This window comes from Aliivibrio thorii, from assembly GCF_057368585.1.
The window spans coordinates 575335-594373 of sequence record NZ_CM170655.1; the positions used below are offsets into that span (position 1 = coordinate 575335).

Here is a 19039-nt window from a genome sequence, read left to right on the forward strand (position 1 = left end):
ATACAAAGGTAATTTCATGAGTGTAAAAGAAGAACTGCAAAAAATTCATAACCGTTTAGATCGTTGTAAGCATCGTTTAGACGCTGCACAAAAGCGTGACGATCAACCTGTCGTTAAACAGTTTTTGCATGAAATCCAAACGCTAGAAAAGAAAGTAGCAAAATTAAATGGTAAAAAGCAATTTGAAACAGGGAACAAAGGAACTGAAGTTCGTAACCTTGAATTCAAACGTGCAATTACTAAAGCTGAGCAAGCTGACATGGGCAAACTGAAGAAATCAGTACGTGGTCTAGTAGTTGTTCATCCAATGACTGCTTTAGGCAAAGAACTTGGTCTTAAAGAAATGACAGGTTTTGCTCCTCAAGCATTCTAATTAATACGTTTATTTTTTGATAAAAAAGCATCTAATGTCAGTGTACATTTGATGCTTTTTTTATGCATCAAAGAGTATTATTTCACGTAGTTTTATCGACGTTATTTAAAGTAATTATGCTGAAGATAAGCTATTATATCCGCAATTATTTATTACCATTGAGTTCACATGTCTCATTCTCATTTTTCAAAAAATCAATCGGCATCTAAGAATAATAACGAAGCTCCGATTAAAAAATCATTGCACCCGCGTAACAAGCATAATGCAAATTATGATTTTCCAGCACTGATTGCAACTTGTCCTGAACTGAAAGCATTTGTTGAAATGAATCAATATGGTAATGAGTCAATTAACTTTTCAGATCCAATGGCAGTAAAAGCGTTAAACAAAGCCTTATTAGCGCATTTTTACAATGTGCCATTTTGGGATATTCCAGAAGGTTACTTATGCCCACCAATCCCAGGTCGTGCAGATTACATTCATAACATTGCTGATTTACTTGCAATCACTAATGACGGTGAGATCCCAACAGGTAAAAACGTGCGTGGTTTAGATATCGGTGTGGGTGCTAACTGTGTATACCCAATCATTGGTCACCGCGAATACAAATGGAACTTTGTTGGTTCTGATATTGATCTTCAAGCGCTTAAAATGGCGTCGTTTATTGCAAACAATAACCCAAGTCTGAAGAAGGGTATTGAGTGTCGTCAGCAGAAAAATGAAGAGAATATCTTTAGAGGTATTATCAAGTCACAAGATGAATTTGCGTTCACCATGTGTAACCCTCCGTTCCATGCATCAGAAGCAGAAGCAACAGCAGGATCTGAACGTAAACAACAGAATCTAGCGACAAATAAATCGAAGAAAGGTCACGCTTACAATGAATTAAGAGGCGTGAAAAAACTGAATTTCGGTGGCCAAAAAGCAGAGCTTTGGTGTGAAGGTGGTGAATTAGCATTCATTACTAAAATGGCAAAAGAGAGTTGTGAATTTGCACTGCAAGTTCAATGGTTTACGACATTGATTTCTAAGAAAGAAAACGTAGAAGCTTTACATCAAGAGCTTGCACGATTAGGAGTTAAAACAATTAAGACAGTTGATATGGCTCAAGGTCAGAAAATCAGCCGTTTTGTGGCATGGACATTCCAAGCTAATGTAAATTTGTAAGCTTTTAGATACTGATTTTATTCTTTACCTATCAATAGGTTAGTTATAAAACGTTTCTAAATTTGACTAAACGTAAATTGCAGACACATTCAGTAACAATCTCTGCGATTTAACATTAATAATTTCAATCATTTAGCTGTCAGAATACACAGAATTCGACAGTTAAATGGTTATTTTATGAAATCAAAAACTCTTCTTGCTTCTTTAATTAGTGCGGCCTTTCTTGTCGGTTGCAGTGATGAAGCAGCGACAAAAACAGCACCTCCTGCCCCTCTTGTAGCAACCCATACCGTAGAGTCTATTCAATACCAACAAGGTAAAACTTATATTGGCCGTATTGAAGCGATGGAAGATGCGTCTATTGTTGCTCATGTTTCTGGTTATATTCAGTCTCGTTCATTTAAAGAAGGCCAAATGGTTGAGAAAGGCGATGTACTTTTTCAGATCGATCCTTCTACCTTTGAAGCGCAAGTAGCCAATGCCAAAGCGGGCATCACTCAAGCGAATGCAGCATTAAAAAAAGCACAACTTGATTTCCAGCGTGGTAAAAACCTACTTCCTAAAGGCAACATTAGCCAAGCTGAATTCGATGGCTTAACCGCACAATTATTAAGTGGTGAAGCACAAGTTGAGTCGGCTCAAGCACAATTAAAATTGGCAGAAGTTAACCTTTCTTACACCACCATTACCGCCCCATTTTCAGGACGTATTAGCGACAGTAAAGTCAGCATCGGTGATTTGGTTTCACCGGCTTCTGGTGTATTGACTACTTTGGTGAGTTTAAACCCAATTCACACCCGTTTTACCATTAGTGAGCGCGAACGTTTATTAATGGGGATCGATCAAGTGAAAGGCGATGGTGATGGCGCATCAAGCCAAGTTGAAGTCGTTCTGAATCTTGAGAATGGTAAAGAATATAATCATTTAGGTAAGATTGACTACATTGGTAACCGTATCGACCAAACCACAGGTACGTTAACACTTCGTGCATTGGTTCAAAACCCTGATTTCACCTTGCTTCCGGGTCAGCATATCAACGTAAATCTACGAGAAAAGAAACCAACTGACGTCATTGTTACGCCTCGTCGTGCGGTGCAAAGTGACTTAGAAGGCAGCTTTGTGATGGTACTGACTGAAGGAAATATTGTTGAACGACGCAATGTTACCTTGGGTAAGCAACTGCCAGAAGGGGTGATTATCAGCTCTGGTTTAGATGCGAATGAGCAAGTGCTAGTAAAAGGATTACAACGTGTAAGAAATGGCGTTCAGGTTCGTCTAGAGAACGCGGAGTCTTAATATGTTAAGTCGATTTTTTATACAGCGTCCTAAATTTGCTCTGGTTATTTCTATCATCCTCACTCTTGCCGGAGCCATTTCTTTAGCAATTCTTCCTGTGGCGGAATACCCAAAAATCAGTCCGCCTTCAGTGAGCGTTAATGCGTACTACACAGGGGCAAGTGCAGAGGTGGTAGAGCAAGCCATTGCCGACCCGATAGAAACCTCGGTCAACGGCGTTGAAAACATGATTTATATGTCTTCTAAAAGTGCCAATGACGGATCGTACTCTCTGAACGTAACCTTTGATGTCGGTACTGACCCAGATATGGCTCAGGTTAACGTTCAGAACCGCGTGGCGCAGATAGAATCTAAACTGCCACAAGAAGTTCGAATGGTTGGCGTGACAGTGAAGAAGCGTTCTCCAGACCTTTTGATGGTATTGAACTTCTACTCGCCTGATGGGAAATATGACGATCAATTCTTAATTAACTACGTAAATCTGAATATCAAAGATCAGTTGGCTCGTGTTACTGGCATCAGTGAAGTTGGTGTGCTTGGTGGTGGTGAATACGCCATGCGTGTTTGGCTTGATCCAGACAAAATGACCAACTTAGGATTAACCACATCCGATGTTCATGCCGCGTTAGCCGAACAAAACGTACAAGTTGCAGCGGGTAAAATAGGTGCAGCACCTTACGCGAGTGCGCAAGATGTGCAGTTTAACCTAGTAACTAAAGGACGTTTAGAGTCGGTTGAAGAGTTTGAAAATGTCGTTCTTCGAGCAAATAACGATGGATCTTCTGTTTATTTAAAAGACATTGCCCGTGTTGAGTTAGGCAAGAAATTCTACGACGGTAATGGTCAATTTAGAGGAAAAGACGCTTCTATCGTAACGCTTTCTTTGCAATCTGATGCGAACGCATTGGAGAGTGGAAAGGCGGTAATGGAGATGCTTGAAAAGCTAAGTGCGACTTTCCCTGAAGGCTTGGCGTATGAAACCAGTTATGACACCACGCTGTTTGTTGCGGAATCCATTAAAGGGGTAATTAAAACCCTGATTGAAGCTATTCTATTGGTTATTGCGGTGACGTATTTGTTCTTAGGCAGTGCGCGTGCCACCTTGATTCCTGTTGTCGCAATTCCAGTATCGTTAATTGGTACGTTTGCTGTGATGCTAATGACGGGGTTCACGATCAATACCGTGACGTTATTTGGTTTGATCTTAGCGATTGGTATCGTGGTGGATGATGCTATTTTGGTTATCGAAAACGTTGATACTATCATGAAGCGTGATCCGTCCTTAAGCCCTAGAAAAGCCACCTTAATGGCAATGAAAGAAGTAACTGGCCCAATCATTACTTCGACTCTGGTACTGCTTGCGGTGTTTATTCCAGTTGCTATGCTTCCAGGTATTACTGGCATTATGTATCGCCAGTTCGCATTAACCATCTGTATTGCTGTTGTTATCTCATCAATTAATGCATTAACGCTTTCTCCTGCATTGTGTTCTTTGGTATTAAAACAGGGCGGAGATAATACGGCTCGTTGGTTTAAAGCGTTCAACCGTGGTTTAGATAATGTAACTAATAAATACGGTGAAATTGCAGGCTTCTTTGTTCGAAAAACAATGATCCTGATGATGTTCTTTGCTGTGGCTCTTGGCTCGGTAACCTACCTTGCAAAAAATACCTCTACTGCCTTTGTTCCTCAAGAAGATAAAGGGATCTTATTGGTTAACGTGCAGTTACCAGATTCTGCGTCGCTATCTCGTACAGAGGAAGTATCTGCAAAATTACTAGAGATTGTAGAGCAAGAGCAAGGCGTTGATGGTGTTACCGTTGCAAATGGTTATGCATTCTTAACTGGTGCTGCGGCATCAAATGGTGCGTCGTTATTTGTGAAATTAAAGCCATGGGATGCCCGTAATGATATGAAGGGAGATAACTCTTCATTTGCCATTACTAATCGTATCAATGGCCGTGCAGCAATGGAACTACCAGAAGCGGTGATCTTTGCAATGGGTGCTCCTGCGGTTCCGGGTATGGGGGCAGCTTCTGGTTTTGAATTTGTCTTAGAAGATACGTTAGGTCGTAATCGTACCGATTTAGCTAACGTAATGAATGAGATGATCCAGACTGCTAATCAACAGCCTGAAATTCAATATACCTTTAGTACCTTCCGTGCCAATGTTCCGCACTACTATGTAGATATTGACCGTGAAAAAGCCAAACAACTTGGTGTCTCACTTGGTTCTATCTTTCAAACGCTGCAAGGTAATTTGGGGTCAATGTACGTCAATGACTTCACCATGTTTGGTAAGAACTTCCGCGTAACGATGCAAGCGGACAGTGAGTACCGCAGCAGTATGGATGATTTGGATAAATTCCATGTTCGTGCAAGCTCAGGTCAAATGGTACCGCTAAGTACACTGGTTACTTATGACACTGTATTTGAACCTGATGTGGCGTGGCGTTATAACATGTATCGTTCAGCCGTTATTCAAGGCCAACCTGCAGAAGGGTATTCAAGTGGTGATGCGATTGCTGCAATGGAGCGTGTGGCAGCAGAGGTGCTTCCTCATGGTTATCAATACGAATGGACAGGCATGGCTTACCAAGAAGTAAAAGCGGGTAACCAAGCGATTTATGCATTCGCTTTAGCACTGATCTTTATCTACTTGTTTATGGTGGCACAGTACGAGAGTTGGAGTATTCCTCTGGCGATCATACTTGTGGTTCCTGTGGCGACATTAGGCTCCTTTGTGGCCTTAAATTTCGCCGGAATGCCATTGAATCTATACGCTCAAATTGGTTTGGTTCTCTTAATCGCGCTAGCCGCAAAAAATGCCATCTTGATTGTAGAGTTTGCAAAAAACGAGCGTGAAGAGAAAGAGACAGATTTAGATAACGCATCGGTGAATGGTGGTCGTTTACGATTCCGCGCGGTAAACATGACATCGTGGTCATTCATCTTAGGTATTCTGCCATTGGTGTTTGCATCAGGTGCCGGTTACATCAGCCAAAACTCTCTGGGTGTGTCACTGATTGGCGGCTTACTGTGCGTGTTATTGGTGGGTACATTACTTATCCCTGGTTTTTATGCGATGGTGCAACGTCGTCGTGAGAAACTGCATGGTGGCAGTACTAAGCTTGTTCACATTGATGATGAGTAATTTTTCAGTAAATCATTGAGTTACTAAACCAAAAGGGGCCTTCGTGGCTCCTTTTTTGTTTGCCCAGCAAAGCTGGCAAACCCGTCTGCTTGCAAGATAGCAGAGTCACCCCGACTAAGGGGAAGACAATCTGAATGGCAAGGGCGTCACTGGCTAACGGTGAGGTCTGAAGGAAGCCATAGGAAGTTAGATGTACACAACTAACCGTAACCTGTTTCGGCAGCAATTGGTGGGTAAGTGTCCGAAATAGCGCGAAGCCCAATACTTAGTCAGACCAATGCTGTGTTTGAGGGTGGGATATCTAACAGGGAGTCAGTGCAATAACTGGGGAAGCCTGACATCAGCTCCAGCTATCAGCTGGAAGCATTATATCAAGAGGTGACTCAAGAGTAATGTTGGTGTGAGGTGGCAGATGAACCCGTAGTAGTGAGTAAGGCTAGGCCGATGAAAGCCAGTAATGGTGTGGAGGACAAAACCAAGCCGACTATCAGCAGCATGTCTGATAGAGTCTATTGCTACCAAAAGTGCAATTGATTGCGAAGGGGGGAAGCTTACTTAAAGACTATTATTCATATTAACGACGCTATATGGGTACACAAGCTATTTGACGAAATAGGACATTTGGATTTGGTTATTTAGGAATAAGTGGACTGATACCAAGAGCCGTACAGAGGAGTAATCACAGACCTTGAGGTAGATTGCCAACTGGCTAGAACGCCTTAAATCTGTGATGAAACATACTCACCATACAGACAAGAAAATACAAAATAATAGCGCACTTAACTGATAGAGAAACGATGAGAAAATTCTATAGCTTATATGGTCGTCTACTTGACTTGAGAGGGTTATATAATGCATTTAAACAAGTGAAAAGAGCAAAAGGTGCGGCCGGAATAGACAGGCAGAGCCTGAGTGACTTTGAACAAAATTTAGTAGAAAACTTAACGGCTCTTCATAAGGAATTAAGCCTTAAAACGTATCAACCTCAACCTGTTAAACGGGTAGAAATACCCAAAGATGGCGGTGGAATTCGTTTATTAGGTGTTCCGACGGTTCGAGATCGCATTATACAACAAGCCATCGTTGATGTGCTTGACCCTATCTTTGACCCAAACTTTCATCCGTCAAGCTACGGATACAGAAAAGGGCGAAGTTGCCACCATGCAATCAATAAAGCATCAATGTTTATCCGACAATATCAACGACAATATGTCGTTGATATGGACTTATCGAAATGCTTCGACATGCTCGATCATAACTTGATAATTGAGAGCATAAAGAGACGAGTAACAGATGGAAGTCTCCTAAAACTCATCAGGCAGTTTCTCGAAAGTGGGGTAATGATAAATGGGACATACGAGCCGACGACGATAGGCAGTCCGCAAGGTGGCGTAATTAGTCCCCTTATTGCTAATATCTATCTCGATAGATTCGATCAGCAAATGATGGCGAGAAATCATCGCATAGTGCGCTATGCGGATGATATTTTAATCCTATGCTGCACGAAAAAGGCAGCGGAAAATGCTTATGCCACGGCGGAAAAGATCCTAGAGGGTGAACTCAAGTTGGAGCTCAACAAAGAGAAAAGCCACATAGCACACAGTGATGAGGGTATTAAGTTCTTAGGAGTAGAAATAAAGAGTAGATATACTCAAATTCAACCTAAGAAATTAACCGCCTTCAAAAATAAAGTTCGAGATTTAACCCGAAGAAATGGCGGTAAGCCACTATTGCAGGTAATCAAAGAGCTAAACCCCCTGTTGCGTGGTTTTAGCCAATACTTTCGGATAGCCAATGCCAGTAAGCAGTTTAAAGCATTAGCAGGTTGGATAAGAAGGCGACTTCGTAGTATCCAGTTAAGGCTATGGAAGAAGCCAGAAAGGCTTCATCGATGGTTAAAGCAGCATAACTACAAACCGCCTTTTAAGCACATCAACATGCGAGTATGGAACTCGTCAAAGAGTCCACTAGCGAGCTATGCTATGCCAAATCAGTGGTTTACCGAGTTAGGACTATTTAATCTTGAAACGGTAAGTGTCGGAAAGGTGTTCACATACGAATATAAGTAAGCAGGAGCCGTATACGAGGTCCGTACGTACGGTTCTGTGAGAGGGATGAGGCGGCAACGCCTCACCCTACTCGATATTTACAAAAAGAGTGATATTAACCTCTCATTTTGAACTAGAGTGGTTCGGTTCCCTAATGCTAAGGTATATACTCTTTTGTCATTATCTCGCCTCAGCGCATTCTATTGTCCAATTTATTCTGAGTACTTATTAATGCAAAAACATAACGTAAAATTTATCGCTGCCGATATGGATGGCACACTGCTTAACGAATATAGCCAATTAGACCCTGCTTTTTTCGATCTTTATCAGCAACTGGAAGATAAAAATATCATATTTGCGGCGGCCTCTGGGCGTCAATATTACAGTTTATTAGAAACCTTTGAACCAGTGAAAGATCGCATGATGTTCATTGCAGAAAACGGCACCTTAGTGATGCATAAAGGCCAAGAGCTTTATAGTTGCACGATAGATACACCATCAATCAAAAACATTATTCAAAGCGCACGTTCAATAGATGGAGCACACATTGTATTGTGCGGAAAACAATCCGCTTACATTGAAACTCAAGATCCACAAGCATTAGCTGAGTTCTCTAAATATTATCAACGTTGCCAATACGTAGAAGATTTATTAGCAGTGGATGATGAGTTCATTAAAGTGGCCATTTGTCATTTTGATGGCTCAGCAGAGCATATTAATCCCGTAATAAATGCAGAGTTTGGTTATACACATCAAGTGGTGGTCAGCGCTAAGATCTGGCTCGATGTAATGAATGTGGTTGCCTCTAAAGGGGCGGCGATCAAACATCTTCAAAACACGCTTGGCTTTAGCTTCGAAGAGACAATGAGCTTTGGTGATTATCTAAATGATTTAGAAATGCTGCAAGAGAGCTGCTACTCTTACGCGATGGAAAATGCACATCAGAAGGTCAAAGATACGGCACGCTTTATCGCGCCAAGTAATAAAGAAGCAGGTGTCTTTAGCGTGATCCGCTCTTATCTTGAAGTATAGATTCACACTTCCAAATAAATAATAAAATATTGTAATAGAGGAGTTTGACTTACGTTTCTGGATATAAATATATCTAATTTTGATTTGCGCAGTGTTGATTATTAATTAGGTCTAACTGTTTAAATTTGGCGTATTTCTACAATATTACCAGTGTGATTATTCGTATTATCATCGGAAATCACACAGAGGTAACGAAAAATGACAACAATATTTAAAGCCGCATTTATTTTTATTGCACCAGAAACGAATGCAAACTCTAACTCTTCATGGGTGATAACCCCTGAAGTTCATGTTAAAACTCTAGCGGTATCCAGTTACCAAGAAGCATGTGATTCTATTGATGGGCTTGAAAAAGAAGGCATTAAAGCAATTGAATTGTGTGGTGGCTTTGGCCATCAAGGAGTCGCTGAAATATCTAAAGTAGTTGCCGGACGTATTCCAATTGGTGTTGTTCGTTTTGATCACCATCCTTGTTTAGATAATGTTAGTGGTGATACGTTATTTATAGCTAAATAATAATTGTTAATATTATCATTTATTGTAATGATAATATGGGTTACCATCATTACTATGTCGTATGGATATAATTTGGCTGCTACTATTTTGCATATAAATCGTATTAAACCTAATCAACAACTTTCACCTTTTATTGCGCATTATTGGCTATGGAAAAGTACACATCATCCTTATGTTCCCGATATTCTTCCAGGGACGGGGGCTGAGTTATTAATTAACATTGGTGGTCCGTTGGTTATTTTACAACCATTTCATCATTTATTATTAACTGGGCAAAGCGTACTTATTTGTCCACGAAGAACGACGTTTAAATTTAAAAAGATAGGAGAAAGCCAACTTATTTCTATTAGATTTCGTTCTAGTGGTTGCTATTCTATTTTTGGTATTCCTATGGATGAACTATCTGATAAAATAATCGATATGTATCAGTTTTTACCAGAAGAATTAATAGAACGCATTATTATTAAGTCTAATTACGCTGAAAAAATACGTTTACTTGAATCATGGCTAATGGGAAGAGTTAACCCTAGGGTTTTAACTTCGTCTGCGATTATATGGGCTATTGATAGAGCTTACTATCAACAAAACTATCGAGGGATCAATGAATTACAGCTAGAGGTAAATATGAGTAAACGAACTTTTCAACGCAAATTTAAATTATATACAGGAGTTGATGCCAAGTATTTTGAACGTACAGCACGATTTCAATCAACGTTACGTATGCAGTTGAATAATGCAGATAATAATTATGTGGATATTGCTTTAGATAATGGTTATTACGATCAGCCTCATTTTATTAAGGAGTTCCGATACTTTACAGGAACATCACCTAAAAAATATCTCACAAAAGAAAATTTCATGTTGAATCACTACAATAAATAATAGCTCTAGCAGTCGTTATTACTTATTTCATTGGGAATACTCCTCTCTATATTTAATTGAAAATATACATTTACTTGGATTTTTATTAAGAATATGAATTTTATTAAAACACTCGTTATTTTAAGCTCACTATTTATGGCTACATTTTCTCAAGCTAACGAGATGCGAAAATTTTATGCTGGTATTGGTGTTGGGTCTACGACACTAAATGATTACGATGATTTGTTTAATACATTATCAGTTGATGAAGACGGAAATACATTTAAATTTATTGCTGGCTATCAGTTTAATCGAATTGTAGCTGTTGAAGCGCAATATACTAAATATGGTGATATAAATGTTACTACACCTTTATTTGGAGGGGGAAATACATACAGTTGGTCTCCTGAATCACTCTCTATTGCGGCAAATGTGGGTTATACATTTAGTAATGGTTTACGACCTTTTGGCATTGCGGGGCTATCGAATATTGATATGAATGAATCTAAAAAAACATTGAATGATGAAAAGTACATTGGGTTTCATTATGGCTTTGGGGTTGAATATACCCCTCGGAGATTGAAATCTCTAAGCCTAAGGGTTGGTTATGAGGCTGATTTATTCTTTGCAGATGAAGAGGTGACTTACCTTTATTCTAATATCACGACATCTGAAGATCACTTTTTTAATTTAAGTTCACTCTATATAAGTGCTGCATATCGATTCTAATTAGTCATAAAGCCCTAACAATGCGTTAGGGCTTTTTTATTTTTCTAGTGCATTAAAACAATTAAGCTAGAGTTAACTCACCATCATTTTGTTGATGAGAAATAGAATCATCATAAAATTTTTCTTTGACGATCTTCGTTCCAGCAGTGCCATTAAGAGCATCTAAAGCCAAATGCAAATCGGTAATGATACCAATTGAAATATCGACATTTTCAACATAGTTGATCATCGCATCAATTTTTGGCTGCATAGAGCCTTTATCAAACGCATAACCTTTTAATTCTTCGGTTGTCGCAATGTCTAATTTGATTTGGTTTGGCTTACCGTAATGGAAGAATACCCCATCACCATCGGTCAAAATTAAGAAAAAGTCGGCGGAAATTTGTTGAGAAAGTAACGATGCCGTTGAGTCTTTATCAATAACACAATCAATATTTGAAGTGATGCCATTCTCATCAGTACAAATAGGAATGCCGCCACCGCCACAACAAATAACGATGTTATCGTGCTGCAAAGCTAATGAAATCAATTCACTTTCACGAATATTTTTAGGAGCAGGAGAGGCAACAACACGTCTAAAGTAGTCACCATCTTGGCGAATAGACCAATCAAACTCTTCAGCAAGTGCTTTAGCTTCTGCTTCTGAATAGACTTGACCTATAAATTTCATCGGGTCGTTAAACGCAGGGTCGGCTTTATCAACATCAACATGAGTAAGAATTGTTGATACGTTACAATCAACACGGTTACGTAATTCTTGCGCAAGCATGGTTGCAATCATCCCTTGGGACTCGGCAACTAAACAGCTAAGAGGGTAAGATGGGACAGCATCAAAGGCATCATTTTGTTGGCTTAATAAACCAACTTGTGGGCCATTTCCATGAACAATAGCAATACGGTAATCTTCACTTAATTTCGCAATAGATTCTGCCGCTACCTTTACGTTTTCAAGTTGATTTTCATAAGAAAGAACCTGACCACGACGCAATAGTGCATTGCCGCCTAGGGCAATAACAATTGTTGGTTTCATTGTTGTACTACTCATTTTAAATTTTCTCAATGCCACATCAGTGCTGTTATCACTAAATAGAGATTCATTTTTTCTCTGTATTTAGCCAGCGTCTATTTATCACAAATCTACCGTGTTCAGCATCACCTTATTTAGAAAGTAAGGGCTGCGAAGACATAGACTGGACATTGAGCGGGGATTCTATACTGGAAATATCAGCAACGCACCGTATTTATTTTATAAATAGAGAATATATGTAAGTAGGTGTTTCTTTGTATATAACTTATCATCCGATGTTAAATTAGTGTAATAAACTAAATTAAGAGCCTCTGGAGAGATATATTCTATTGTGTTTTTTGAAAGTAGAGTTCTTGTGCGAAGGAGTTTGAGGATATAAGGAGTGATGTCGAAAATAAGTGATTGGTTTAGGAAATGAACAAAACGCATTTCAAGTTGGATCAATGAATCTTCGGAAAAAATTTAGCCATTAAATATCTACTAGGTTACCCCTTAATAGTGATAAAATCGCCGTATCAGAATAACCGAGAAACGCTATGTTTATCCATCATGTTAACGATATCGACTGGCTGGTGATTACCGCTTTTGAAGAACTTAAAACGATGTTTATCGAAGAAGGCGGTGCGATCCCCTCTTGCTTCTCTATCAGTAGTGAATTGAGCCTGATTGATCAAGCTAAGCGCACTTATGGGTATTTGCCTACATTCAGCGGCGTAATCACCGATACAGGCACATTTCAAAGTCAGGATAACGAAGAAGATTTGCTCCCACAACTTGCTTGCCTAGTTGAGGGGCGTGGTCGAGTGTTTATCTATCACGGCGGCTTTGTGGCTTTTGTGGATGACGAGCAAACCTTTATTACCCGAATGGACTGAAAATTATTCAGTAAGTTGAAATCGGCGAAAATGAGTTAGCACAGCTCTCTGCTAGTTAAAAAATAACAACCCGCCAATCAGCGGGTTGTTTACTATCTAGCTCTCTACCACCACATCCAATCTATTACGCAGCTCCTGACTTATTGGTTATCATTCTTTAGAAAGAACCAAGTAGGCAAAATTTTTATTTCAGCGCTATTTAAGCAATGAGGTGGTTTGTGGGAGATGAAGCAAGTAAGAAGGTGCTGATCACGCAGTTAAATTCTGGCGTGATGTAATGGGCACTTACACCACTGAGAATAATATTAAACAAGGCTATCAAGAAGACATATTAGATGATCCACAATGGAGGATGCTGACAAGGCAGAGGTTTTAGTAACGAGTAAGGTGCAATTACGGTCTAGCAAGCTTAAGCAAGTGCCATAAGTTGAATATTAACTTATGGTGTTAGTCTTGTGTTTTTTGCTCAAAGTTGATGCTTAATGGTTTACGAATTTTGCTTTATCTTGATAGTGATTATATATTTTTCTTAATATTTAACTGTATGTAGAATTTAGATTTATTGGAAAAGTAATCGATATTTCTTATTTACTCTGAATAATTTCTAATAATAAGCCAAAAGTATTATAGAGCTTAATGAAAGGTTAATTCCCTTCCTTGATTTGGTAGTATTTTGTCGAGTGTTACATTTTGTTACAAACTAAGGTTTTTTTAGCTTATTAACTCTAGTAGGTCATTAGCTCTTGATATATTATATATTCAAATAACGTAAGTTGTTGTTATTTAACAAGTATAATCACTAATAATAAGAATTAATAAATGAATTCAAAAAACAACGCAGAGCTTGATGTAACATCTATTCGTGTACAAAAACTGATAGAAAAAATTGAAAATGGAGCTATAAAAGTTCCCGAATTTCAACGAGGCTATGTATGGAAATCTCAGCAAGTAATTGAATTACTTGAAAGTATTGTGAAAAACTATCCGATTGGAAGTATTCTTTTGTGGGAAGCTGAGAAAGGAGATAAACTTCAGTCTTCACGGCATATAGCAGGTATTGATTTACCTGATGTCCCTGATAAATACCCTGTTCAATACTGTCTTGATGGGCAACAACGTATTTCTACATTATTTGGTGTATTTTGGCAGCATGCTAATTCTGTAGGCTGCTCCCAATATAATCCAGATCAAGGTGTCTTTGAGGTTTACTATGATCTTGAAGATGATTGCTTCGTACATGCTAATGAAATTAATATTATTGATGAAAAGCGTTATTTTTATCTTCGCAACTTATTATCAAATGAGAAACAAATTGATGTGTTTATGACTCATAGTTATGAAAAGGAGCGAATGAAAAAAGTTAGTCAATTATCTAGTAATTTCTTGAATTACGATATGCCAATTATTCAAATTAGTAATCGTGCGATTGATGAGGTTGGCGTTATTTTTGAGAGAATTAATAATACAGGTGTCAAACTTAACACAATGGATCTAATGACTGCATGGACATGGGATGAAGAGTTTCATCTGAGAGATGAAATCGATGAGTTATTGGAAGAGTTGGAAATGCATTGTTCATTTAAGTTAGATAGCACGTTAATACTTCAAATTACATCATCAATTATTAATGACTCAACATCTTCTCGTAGTATTTTATCTATTAACCCTAATGTATTTAAAGCTAATTGGGAATCGATCTGTTCTGCTATAAGAAAGGCAATTGATCATTTATCAACAGACTTACTTTGTAAGTCAGGGAAGTTTTTACCTAATAAGCAACTTTTATGTAGTGTGAGTTACTTCTTCTATAAATGCCCTAAACCTAGTTCAAAACAGATTGAGGCGCTGAACGCTTGGTTTTGGATTACGTCATTCAACCGTCGGTATGATGGCGGTAATACGACCCAAAAAATGGATCATGACTTAACGGTAATGATTCGGTTGATAGCTGGGGATAAAGCTACAAATATTGAGAATTTAAAAATAACAGAAGAGATTCTAATGAAATCAGTATTTTCAATTAGAAGCTCATTAACTAGAACAGTTCTTTTATTCCAAGCTCAATATTCTCCTATGGATTTAGTTTCTGGCGTGAAAGTAAATATAGGGAAAGTGCTATCTAATTATAATCGTAGTGAGTTTCATCATATATTTCCGGATTCTTATCTGAAGAATGAGCTTAAAATGACTGATAAAGATGAAAGGTATAGCTTATTGAACTTCTGTTTTTTATCATCAGCATCCAATAAGAAAATTAGTGCTAAAGCTCCATCAGAATATTTTAAGAACTTAGTTCCTCAGAATAAAATTACGGAAATACTTGACTCAAATGTAATGCCAAATAAATTATCACTTTATTCCTCTAATCATATTCATCAGTTTAAGAAACAAAGAGCAAAGTTGATTATTTCTGAGGTTAGTACATTAATTAAGAATAAATAATTGTTCAATTAGCACTTATAAAAACAACCCGCCAATCAGCGGGTTGTTTACTATCTGCTTCTATACATTACATCCAATGCATTATGCAGTGACCGACTCATTTTTCTCCATTTTTCGTACCAATACAGCTCTTACATTGTCGTATACCCAGTTAAAGGTGAATGCGTAAATGGTGATAAAGATAGTCACGCCGATATCCATCACAAACGCTTCCCAGATGCCTACGTTTAATAAGTAAGCCATCACAGGTACAGTTACGAACAGTAACCCTAATTCAAACAAAACAACGTGGAAGATGCGTAATGAAAGGGTGCGCTGTGTTTTCTCGCCAGTGAAGAATTGATCGAAAATCCAATTATAAATAAAGTTCCAGATCATCGCGATAGTGGCAACGACTATCATGGTTCCTGATAGGGAGGTAACGTCGTGATTAGTAAAAATAGCTAACCCAAGAATAGACAGTGATACCGCCAATACCTCAAATAATACAGCGTGGAAAATACGTTCAGTGGTTTTCATAGCGATGACTCTTAATGATTATTGATACATTTAAAGATAATGAATCAGCGATTATAGAGAGCGAATAAAAGAGATAAAGTTAACAGCCATCACGAATCGTGATAGTTTGGGTGTTTAATCCAATTATTAAGCCAATGCCATGTACAGTTTTGAGCAATTGAAAATCTTTGTCACCGTGTGTGAGTGTGGTTCATTCTCTGCCGCAGCTCGTCAGTTAAAGCGCGCTCAATCCGGTGTGAGTCAGGCTATTGCCAATTTAGAGATCTCAATTAACCAAGAGTTGTTTAATCGTGAGAAAAACACGCCTGTGCTAACAGAGAAAGGCAGAGCGTTATTGCCGATTGCTCAATCTATTTTGCATCAACAAAAATACTTTGACCAAAAAGTTGAATCGTTAGAAAGAGAGCACGAATATGAGTTAGTCATCGCCATTGATGAGAGCTTAATGAATGACGATGTATTACAAATATTGGCGGCATTGGCAGATAAGTTTCCTGTGACGGATTTTGAGATCATCACAACCTCAACTTTTGATGTTGAAGAGTTAGTAAAAAAAGGCAAAGCCCAAGTAGGGATTGTCTATGCAGATGGCGAGCTAAAAGTAGACATGGATTTCTTTACTCTAGGTCATGTGCGTTTTTTGACGGTTGTGTCTCCAGAGCATGAGTTAGCCAGTTTGCCTGTCGTGAATGATGCCGCATTGAAAGGGCACAGACAGTTAGTGCATCGCAGCTCAAAGCGTAAAGAGTTATGGTTCAGCTATGGGATAAGCTCAAAGTTGTGGTACGCCAATACGCATCAAACCTTGATGGATCTTGCTTGTAAAGGAGTGGGTTGGACGATAGTACCAGAGCATAGTATTGCAAGCTTACTAGAGCAGAATAAACTTGTGGCGCTGCCGATTGCACATGAATTTGATGGCTGGCTTACCCCTATGGGGTGTTTGGTATCGCGTAGTCATGTATTTGGCCCTGTATTAGAAGAGTTATTGTCCTCTTTACAAACGATTAGTCAAAAAAAACCGCCAGCTCATTATTAATGAACTAACGGTTTATTTACACTGTAAAACGGAACTAAGCGACCTGTTCAGTTTTTACTTGTGTGGTGGCTGTATTTTCACAAAATTCGTGGTGCAGCGCTCGTATAGCGTTTTGATAGTCTTGATCGCTTACTACAAATTGCACGTTTACGTTACGCATAGACGCGTGCAGAGCAACAGGAGTGACATCATTATTCATCAATGATAAAACCCCTTTTGCTAGTGCTTTGTTAGTATCAATCTGCGAGCCAATCACCGAAATTAATGCCACCATACGACCTTTAATAGAGGCGTTTGGATAGCGTTTTTCTGCTTTGTATAACAGTTTATTGAGATTTTCAGTGCTACCGCCAAGGTAATAAGTAATTGAATTAGCATTCATTTCTTTTCCAATTAAACTCACTTGTGCGTCTGAGATAATCTCCATTAACTCATAGCCGACGTTATCTACCTGGCCTACTATTGCTTGATCAAACAGATGTAGGGCAAACACTTTTTCTTTACCTGCAATGATTTCGACTTTGTTGGTTTCTGGCTGGTAATCTGATGAGATTAATGTGCCTTTGTGTTCTGGCTCAAAAGTGTTTTTAATCTGGATTTCAATGTCACTTTCACGAAGCCCTGCCGCAGCATTAGGGTGAATCGCTTCCATGCCTAAGCTTGCTAATTGGTCAGCAACATCGTAATTGGTACGTCCAATCGGGAATACCTTATCGGTGCTTACAACACGCGGATCAGCCGAGCTTAAGTGATATTCTTTATGGATAATCGCCAAATCAGCATGAGTAAGTGATGCGATGCGGCTAAAGGTCATTTCACTGTAACCACGATCGTACGTGCCCATTAAGCCTTCTTTGCAATAGGCATAGCCAGTAACAATTGGTAGCTCTGTGGTGACATCTATATCTTTAAATACATCAGTGATGGTTTCATCTAATGTTCTCGGAGTTTGGTTATCCCAACCAGAGAGATCGACGAACTTCGCGTTAATTCCAACGGTTTTTAGCTTTAATGCCGTGTTAAAGGCACTGTGAGCTTCACCAATAGAAGATAGAAATTCACGCACTTGAGGTAAATAACGACGCAATGAGAACTGGCCGTATTGACAGGTTTCAAGAATATTAGAAATACAGGTTTTGGCTTCATCAATTCGTGAGCAAATGAACTTATCTGCTCTTAAACGATTTAAAGGATCAATAAAGAGGTGTTCATTGGTTAATAGCATACGATTTTTCACATACTCTAATGCTTCATCCCAGCTATCGTCGCGCTTAGCGATAAGTTTATAAACACCAGGTTTGCCTGTCTTTTTGCACTCAAGTAATGAATCGGTAATGCCACCATAGGCAGAGACCACAAAAACGCGATTATATGGATTCTGAGGGCGAAGAAAGATGTTGTCTAAAACGGCGTCAAACGCAGTCATAGAAGTACCGCCGATTTTTTCTACGGTATAAGTCATGGGTAAATCCTTTTTGACTTTGAGAGGGAGAATCCACTTGAGTCACCTTGAACCCAAGTGGATTTACTACTAACTTAAATAAGCACTAGGGGGAATGAGTGTTTAATCTAAGATAGGGTAGACACCGTTTTTATCATGAACTTCGGCACCTGTGATTGGTGGATTGAACACGCACGCCATCACCATTTCTTTATCTTTATAAGCACGCAAGTAGTGTTCGTCATGCTTATCAAGAATGTACAAGGTGCCCGGTTTGATTGGGTAGGTTTTACCGCCAATGACTTCAATTTCACCTTCGCCACTCATGCAATAGACTGACTCTAGGTGGTTTTTGTAGTGAATATGCGTTTCTGTATCTTGGTAAATTGTGGTGATGTGGAAAGAGAAGCCCATGTTGTCGTCTTTCAACAACATTCTTACGCTTTCCCATGTTTCTGATGCTACGCGTCGTTCGCTATCACGACATTCGTCTAGTGTTCTAACAATCATTGTATCGTCC

Annotated in this window: 16 protein-coding genes; 12 read left to right on the forward strand and 4 right to left on the reverse strand. The window is 38.9% G+C overall.

All coding sequences use genetic code 11. From position 1 onward, the window contains the following. The first annotated feature begins 16 nt into the window (after positions 1 to 16). The 9 genes from AC2IP4_RS16725 (at position 17) to AC2IP4_RS16765 (ending at position 11176) form a co-directional block, all read left to right on the forward strand. Complete coding sequence (locus tag AC2IP4_RS16725; RefSeq protein ID WP_060993069.1) at positions 17 to 373, forward strand: YibL family ribosome-associated protein; 357 nt, start codon at positions 17 to 19, stop codon at positions 371 to 373. A gap of 168 nt (positions 374 to 541) precedes the next feature. Continuing rightward, entirely contained in the window at positions 542 to 1540 is a 999-nt protein-coding gene (gene rlmF / locus AC2IP4_RS16730) for a 23S rRNA (adenine(1618)-N(6))-methyltransferase RlmF (RefSeq protein WP_375320017.1), read from the forward strand. Between the two features lie 177 nt (positions 1541 to 1717). Then, the gene (locus AC2IP4_RS16735; RefSeq protein WP_130088212.1) at positions 1718 to 2836 is read left to right on the forward strand and encodes an efflux RND transporter periplasmic adaptor subunit; all 1119 of its coding nucleotides are present in this window, start codon (positions 1718 to 1720) and stop codon (positions 2834 to 2836) included. Between the two features lies 1 nt (position 2837). Further along, a complete protein-coding gene (locus AC2IP4_RS16740) occupies positions 2838 to 5990 on the forward strand; it encodes an efflux RND transporter permease subunit (RefSeq protein WP_375320016.1) in 3153 nt (1050 codons plus the stop codon). Positions 5991 to 6787: 797 nt separating this feature from the next. Continuing rightward, on the forward strand, positions 6788 to 8059 hold the full coding sequence (gene ltrA, locus AC2IP4_RS16745; RefSeq protein ID WP_486311164.1) for a group II intron reverse transcriptase/maturase: 1272 nt from the start codon (positions 6788 to 6790) through the stop codon (positions 8057 to 8059). A gap of 210 nt (positions 8060 to 8269) precedes the next feature. After that, a complete protein-coding gene (locus tag AC2IP4_RS16750; RefSeq protein ID WP_375320015.1) occupies positions 8270 to 9070 on the forward strand; it encodes a Cof-type HAD-IIB family hydrolase in 801 nt (266 codons plus the stop codon). 198 nt (positions 9071 to 9268) lie between these two features. Further along, the gene (locus tag AC2IP4_RS16755; RefSeq protein ID WP_060993074.1) at positions 9269 to 9586 is read left to right on the forward strand and encodes a DUF6506 family protein; all 318 of its coding nucleotides are present in this window, start codon (positions 9269 to 9271) and stop codon (positions 9584 to 9586) included. Positions 9587 to 9658: 72 nt separating this feature from the next. Continuing rightward, positions 9659 to 10468: a DUF6597 domain-containing transcriptional factor gene (locus AC2IP4_RS16760; protein WP_375320014.1), complete on the forward strand. Its 810-nt coding sequence runs from the start codon at positions 9659 to 9661 to the stop codon at positions 10466 to 10468. Positions 10469 to 10561: 93 nt separating this feature from the next. Next, positions 10562 to 11176 (forward strand): porin family protein, encoded by a 615-nt coding sequence (locus tag AC2IP4_RS16765; RefSeq protein WP_486307774.1) that lies wholly within the window; start codon positions 10562 to 10564, stop codon positions 11174 to 11176. A 61-nt stretch (positions 11177 to 11237) separates the two neighbouring features. Here the strand turns inward: AC2IP4_RS16765 and AC2IP4_RS16770 are convergent, their stop codons facing one another. Beyond that, positions 11238 to 12221: a carbamate kinase gene (locus AC2IP4_RS16770; protein WP_486311165.1), complete on the reverse strand. Its 984-nt coding sequence runs from the start codon at positions 12219 to 12221 to the stop codon at positions 11238 to 11240. 518 nt (positions 12222 to 12739) lie between these two features. Between AC2IP4_RS16770 and AC2IP4_RS16775 the strand changes: the two genes are divergently transcribed. Both AC2IP4_RS16775 and AC2IP4_RS16780 read left to right on the forward strand, forming a co-directional pair. Next, a complete protein-coding gene (locus AC2IP4_RS16775; RefSeq protein ID WP_486311166.1) occupies positions 12740 to 13078 on the forward strand; it encodes a cytosolic protein in 339 nt (112 codons plus the stop codon). Between the two features lie 819 nt (positions 13079 to 13897). Next, positions 13898 to 15520, forward strand: coding sequence for a GmrSD restriction endonuclease domain-containing protein (locus tag AC2IP4_RS16780; RefSeq protein ID WP_486311167.1), 1623 nt, complete (start codon positions 13898 to 13900; stop codon positions 15518 to 15520). An 81-nt stretch (positions 15521 to 15601) separates the two neighbouring features. Here AC2IP4_RS16780 and AC2IP4_RS16785 read toward each other — a convergent pair whose 3' ends face one another. Then, positions 15602 to 16039 carry a PACE efflux transporter gene (locus AC2IP4_RS16785; RefSeq protein ID WP_486311168.1) on the reverse strand — a complete coding sequence of 146 codons (438 nt, stop codon included), beginning with the start codon at positions 16037 to 16039 and terminating at the stop codon, positions 15602 to 15604. 139 nt (positions 16040 to 16178) lie between these two features. Between AC2IP4_RS16785 and AC2IP4_RS16790 the strand changes: the two genes are divergently transcribed. Then, positions 16179 to 17078: a LysR family transcriptional regulator gene (locus tag AC2IP4_RS16790; protein WP_486311169.1), complete on the forward strand. Its 900-nt coding sequence runs from the start codon at positions 16179 to 16181 to the stop codon at positions 17076 to 17078. Positions 17079 to 17112: 34 nt separating this feature from the next. Here the strand turns inward: AC2IP4_RS16790 and AC2IP4_RS16795 are convergent, their stop codons facing one another. Continuing rightward, complete coding sequence (locus AC2IP4_RS16795; RefSeq protein WP_486311170.1) at positions 17113 to 18540, reverse strand: aspartate kinase; 1428 nt, start codon at positions 18538 to 18540, stop codon at positions 17113 to 17115. A gap of 102 nt (positions 18541 to 18642) precedes the next feature. Then, on the reverse strand, positions 18643 to 19029 hold the full coding sequence (locus tag AC2IP4_RS16800; protein ID WP_375320007.1) for an ectoine synthase: 387 nt from the start codon (positions 19027 to 19029) through the stop codon (positions 18643 to 18645). Between the last annotated feature and the right edge of the window lie 10 nt (positions 19030 to 19039).

What these genes read in the sequence shown, in the direction of transcription:
- rlmF (WP_375320017.1), top strand. Translation starts at nt 542, where the DNA reads ATGTCTCATTCTCATTTTTCAAAAAATCAATCGGCATCTAAGAATAAT.
- AC2IP4_RS16765 (WP_486307774.1), top strand. Translation starts at nt 10,562, where the DNA reads ATGAATTTTATTAAAACACTCGTTATTTTAAGCTCACTATTTATGGCT.
- AC2IP4_RS16785 (WP_486311168.1), bottom strand. Translation starts at nt 16,039, where the DNA reads ATGAAAACCACTGAACGTATTTTCCACGCTGTATTATTTGAGGTATTG.
- AC2IP4_RS16780 (WP_486311167.1), top strand. Translation starts at nt 13,898, where the DNA reads ATGAATTCAAAAAACAACGCAGAGCTTGATGTAACATCTATTCGTGTA.
- AC2IP4_RS16740 (WP_375320016.1), top strand. Translation starts at nt 2,838, where the DNA reads ATGTTAAGTCGATTTTTTATACAGCGTCCTAAATTTGCTCTGGTTATT.
- AC2IP4_RS16735 (WP_130088212.1), top strand. Translation starts at nt 1,718, where the DNA reads ATGAAATCAAAAACTCTTCTTGCTTCTTTAATTAGTGCGGCCTTTCTT.
- AC2IP4_RS16775 (WP_486311166.1), top strand. Translation starts at nt 12,740, where the DNA reads ATGTTTATCCATCATGTTAACGATATCGACTGGCTGGTGATTACCGCT.
- AC2IP4_RS16725 (WP_060993069.1), top strand. Translation starts at nt 17, where the DNA reads ATGAGTGTAAAAGAAGAACTGCAAAAAATTCATAACCGTTTAGATCGT.
- AC2IP4_RS16790 (WP_486311169.1), top strand. Translation starts at nt 16,179, where the DNA reads ATGTACAGTTTTGAGCAATTGAAAATCTTTGTCACCGTGTGTGAGTGT.
- AC2IP4_RS16750 (WP_375320015.1), top strand. Translation starts at nt 8,270, where the DNA reads ATGCAAAAACATAACGTAAAATTTATCGCTGCCGATATGGATGGCACA.
- AC2IP4_RS16795 (WP_486311170.1), bottom strand. Translation starts at nt 18,540, where the DNA reads ATGACTTATACCGTAGAAAAAATCGGCGGTACTTCTATGACTGCGTTT.
- ltrA (WP_486311164.1), top strand. Translation starts at nt 6,788, where the DNA reads ATGAGAAAATTCTATAGCTTATATGGTCGTCTACTTGACTTGAGAGGG.
- AC2IP4_RS16770 (WP_486311165.1), bottom strand. Translation starts at nt 12,221, where the DNA reads ATGAGTAGTACAACAATGAAACCAACAATTGTTATTGCCCTAGGCGGC.
- AC2IP4_RS16800 (WP_375320007.1), bottom strand. Translation starts at nt 19,029, where the DNA reads ATGATTGTTAGAACACTAGACGAATGTCGTGATAGCGAACGACGCGTA.
- AC2IP4_RS16755 (WP_060993074.1), top strand. Translation starts at nt 9,269, where the DNA reads ATGACAACAATATTTAAAGCCGCATTTATTTTTATTGCACCAGAAACG.